The 3,541-nt window shown below is 52.7% G+C and carries 1 protein-coding gene and 2 rRNA genes; all 3 read right to left on the minus strand.

Annotated features, from left to right (window positions below):
• Positions 1-65 precede the first annotated feature (65 nt).
• Positions 66-181, minus strand: a 5S ribosomal RNA gene (rrf, locus tag ACYVGS_RS17780).
• Positions 182-340: 159 nt separating this feature from the next.
• Positions 341-3,236, minus strand: a 23S ribosomal RNA gene (locus ACYVGS_RS17785).
• Between the two features lie 117 nt (positions 3,237-3,353).
• Positions 3,354-3,541 (minus strand): hypothetical protein (locus ACYVGS_RS17790; RefSeq protein WP_460590034.1); only part of this gene is annotated, 188 nt, incomplete at its 5' end.

The following is a 3,541-nucleotide window of genomic DNA, read 5'->3' on the forward strand; positions in this document are numbered from 1 at the left end:
TAAATCATCACATCCAAAAAGCAAAACCCCCGTAGCCTACGCTACGGGGGTTTTCCTTTTTTGGAGCCTGGCGATGACCTACTCTCACATGGGGAGACCCCACACTACCATCGGCGATGCATCGTTTCACTACTGAGTTCGGGATGGAATCAGGTGGTTCCAATGCTCTATGGTCGCCAGGCAAACTGGCTTGACGGATTGAGGTCTTACGCGCGCATTGCGCCGCCCGCTTCCTGTCAAATAGGGTGGTAAATCAAGCTGATGCTGTACCGCAATTCTGTGACTCGCTCACAACATCCAGCGTCCTTGGCGACATCGTCGCGCAAATAGCTTGGATTATATGGTCAAGCCTCACGGGCAATTAGTACGGGTTAGCTCAACGCGTTACCGCGCTTCCACACCCCGCCTATCAACGTTGTAGTCTTCAACGGCCCTTCAGGGGACTCAAGGTCCCAGGGAGATCTCATCTTGGAAGAGGCTTCCCGCTTAGATGCTTTCAGCGGTTATCCTGTCCGAACATAGCTACCGGGCAGTGCCACTGGCGTGACAACCCGAACACCAGAGGTTCGTCCACTCCGGTCCTCTCGTACTAGGAGCAGCTTTCCTCAAATCTCCAACGCCCACGGCAGATAGGGACCGAACTGTCTCACGACGTTCTAAACCCAGCTCGCGTACCACTTTAAATGGCGAACAGCCATACCCTTGGGACCGGCTTCAGCCCCAGGATGTGATGAGCCGACATCGAGGTGCCAAACACCGCCGTCGATGTGAACTCTTGGGCGGTATCAGCCTGTTATCCCCGGAGTACCTTTTATCCGTTGAGCGATGGCCCTTCCATTCAGAACCACCGGATCACTAAGACCTACTTTCGTACCTGCTCGTCTTGTCAGACTCGCAGTCAAGCGCGCTTGTGCCTTTACACTAACCTCATGATTTCCGACCATGATTAGCGCACCTTCGTGCTCCTCCGTTACTCTTTGGGAGGAGACCGCCCCAGTCAAACTACCCACCACACAATGTCCTCGATCCCGATAAGGGACCTGAGTTAGAACCTCAACGTTACCAGGCTGGTATTTCAAGGTCGGCTCCACAATGGCTAGCGCCACTGCTTCAAAGCCTCCCAGCTATCCTACACAAGTAAAGTCAAAGTCCACTGTGAAGCTATAGTAAAGGTTCACGGGGTCTTTCCGTCTAGCCGCGGGTACACTGCATCTTAACAGCGATTTCAATTTCACTGAGTCTCGGGTGGAGACAGTGTGGCCATCGTTACGCCATTCGTGCAGGTCGGAACTTACCCGACAAGGAATTTCGCTACCTTAGGACCGTTATAGTTACGGCCGCCGTTTACCGGGGCTTCGATCAAGAGCTTCGCCGAAGCTAACCCCATCAATTAACCTTCCGGCACCGGGCAGGCGTCACACCCTATACGTCCACTTTCGTGTTTGCAGAGTGCTATGTTTTTAATAAACAGTCGCAGCCACCTGGTCACTTCGGCCACCAACAGCTTACGGGGCAAGCCCTTCACCGTCAGCGGCGTACCTTCTCCCGAAGTTACGGTACCATTTTGCCTAGTTCCTTCACCCGAGTTCTCTCAAGCGCCTTGGTATTCTCTACCTGATCACCTGTGTCGGTTTACAGTACGGTTCCTTCATACCTGAAGCTTAGAGGCTTTTCCTGGAAGCATGGCATCAACCACTTCGCGTCCGTAGACACTCGTCATCAGCTCTCGGCCTTGACCGCCCGGATTTTCCTAAGCAGTCAGCCTACAACCTTAAACGCGGACAACCATCGCCGCGCTGGCCTAGCCTTCTCCGTCCCCCCATCGCAGTATAAAGAAGTACGGGAATGTTAACCCGTTTCCCATCGACTACGGCTTTCGCCCTCGCCTTAGGGGCCGACTCACCCTGCGCCGATTAGCGTTGCGCAGGAAACCTTGATCTTCCGGCGGGGAGGTTTTTCACCCCCCTTGTCGTTACTCATGTCAGCATTCGCACTTCTGATACCTCCAGCAAACCTCACGATTCACCTTCAACGGCTTACAGAACGCTCCTCTACCATGCGTGCAAGCACGCATCCGCAGCTTCGGTTACCGGTTTAGCCCCGTTACATCTTCCGCGCAGGCCGACTCGACTAGTGAGCTATTACGCTTTCTTTAAAGGATGGCTGCTTCTAAGCCAACCTCCTAGCTGTCTTCGCCTTCCCACATCGTTTCCCACTTAACCGGTATTCGGGACCTTAGCTGGCGGTCTGGGTTGTTGCCCTCTCGACGACGGACGTTAGCACCCGCCGTCTGCCTGCCGTGATTGTACTCCTGGGTATTCGGAGTTTGCATGGGGTTGGTAAGTCGGGATGACCCCCTAGCCCAAACAGTGCTCTACCCCCCAGGGTAAGACACGACGCTCTACCTAAATAGATTTCGAGGAGAACCAGCTATCTCCGAGCTTGATTAGCCTTTCACTCCGATCCACAGCTCATCTCCTAACTTTTCAACGTTAGTGAGTTCGGCCCTCCAGTTAGTGTTACCCAACCTTCAGCCTGGCCATGGATAGATCGCCCGGTTTCGGGTCTATTGCCTGCAACTGAACGCCCTATTAAGACTCGGTTTCCCTACGCCTCCCCTATGCGGTTAAGCTTGCTACAGACAATAAGTCGCTGACCCATTATACAAAAGGTACGCAGTCACAGAACAAGTCTGCTCCCACTGCTTGTACGCAAACGGTTTCAGGTTCTATTTCACTCCCCTCTCCGGGGTTCTTTTCGCCTTTCCCTCACGGTACTGGTTCACTATCGGTCAGTCAGGAGTATTTAGCCTTGGAGGATGGTCCCCCCATCTTCAGTCAAGATATCACGTGTCCCGACCTACTTGTCGCAAGCTTAGTACCACTAAAGCGTTTTCGTGTACGGGGCTATCACCCTCTATCGCCGGACTTTCCAGACCGTTCCACTAACGCTTATGCTATCACTTGCAGGCTGATCCCCGGTCGCTCGCCGCTACTGGGGGAATCTCAATTGATTTCTTTTCCTTCAGGTACTTAGATGTTTCAGTTCCCTGAGTTCGCCTCCGTAACCTATGGATTCAGTTACGGATACCCAACTTACGTTGAGTGGGTTTCCCCATTCGGAAATCACCGGATCAAAGGTTGGTTGCCACCTCCCCGATGCTTATCGCAGGCTCCTACGTCCTTCATCGCCTCTGACTGCCAAGGCATCCACCGTTTGCGCTTAGTCACTTGACCATATAACCCAAGTTATCTGTTCAAAGGACTTTTCCCAGACACCCTTTGGCGTATGTCTGGTACTTAGAGATACACACCGATCAAAGTGTGCATCCGCCGGATGTTGTGACGCTTGAGTCACAGTGTTGTTTGTACAACTGGTTTCAAACGGATGCGTTGGATCATCCATCTGAAACCTATCTTTGAATTGCTCTTGCCACAGCGTCCGAAGACACGTGCCAAGCTACAATCCAGAGACTCAGCTTGATTTACCTTGTTAAAGAACAGTCCGGTTGTAAAAACCAGATGTAAACAGTCTGTCACAC

The sequence above is a fragment of the Haliea atlantica genome (assembly GCF_054779855.1).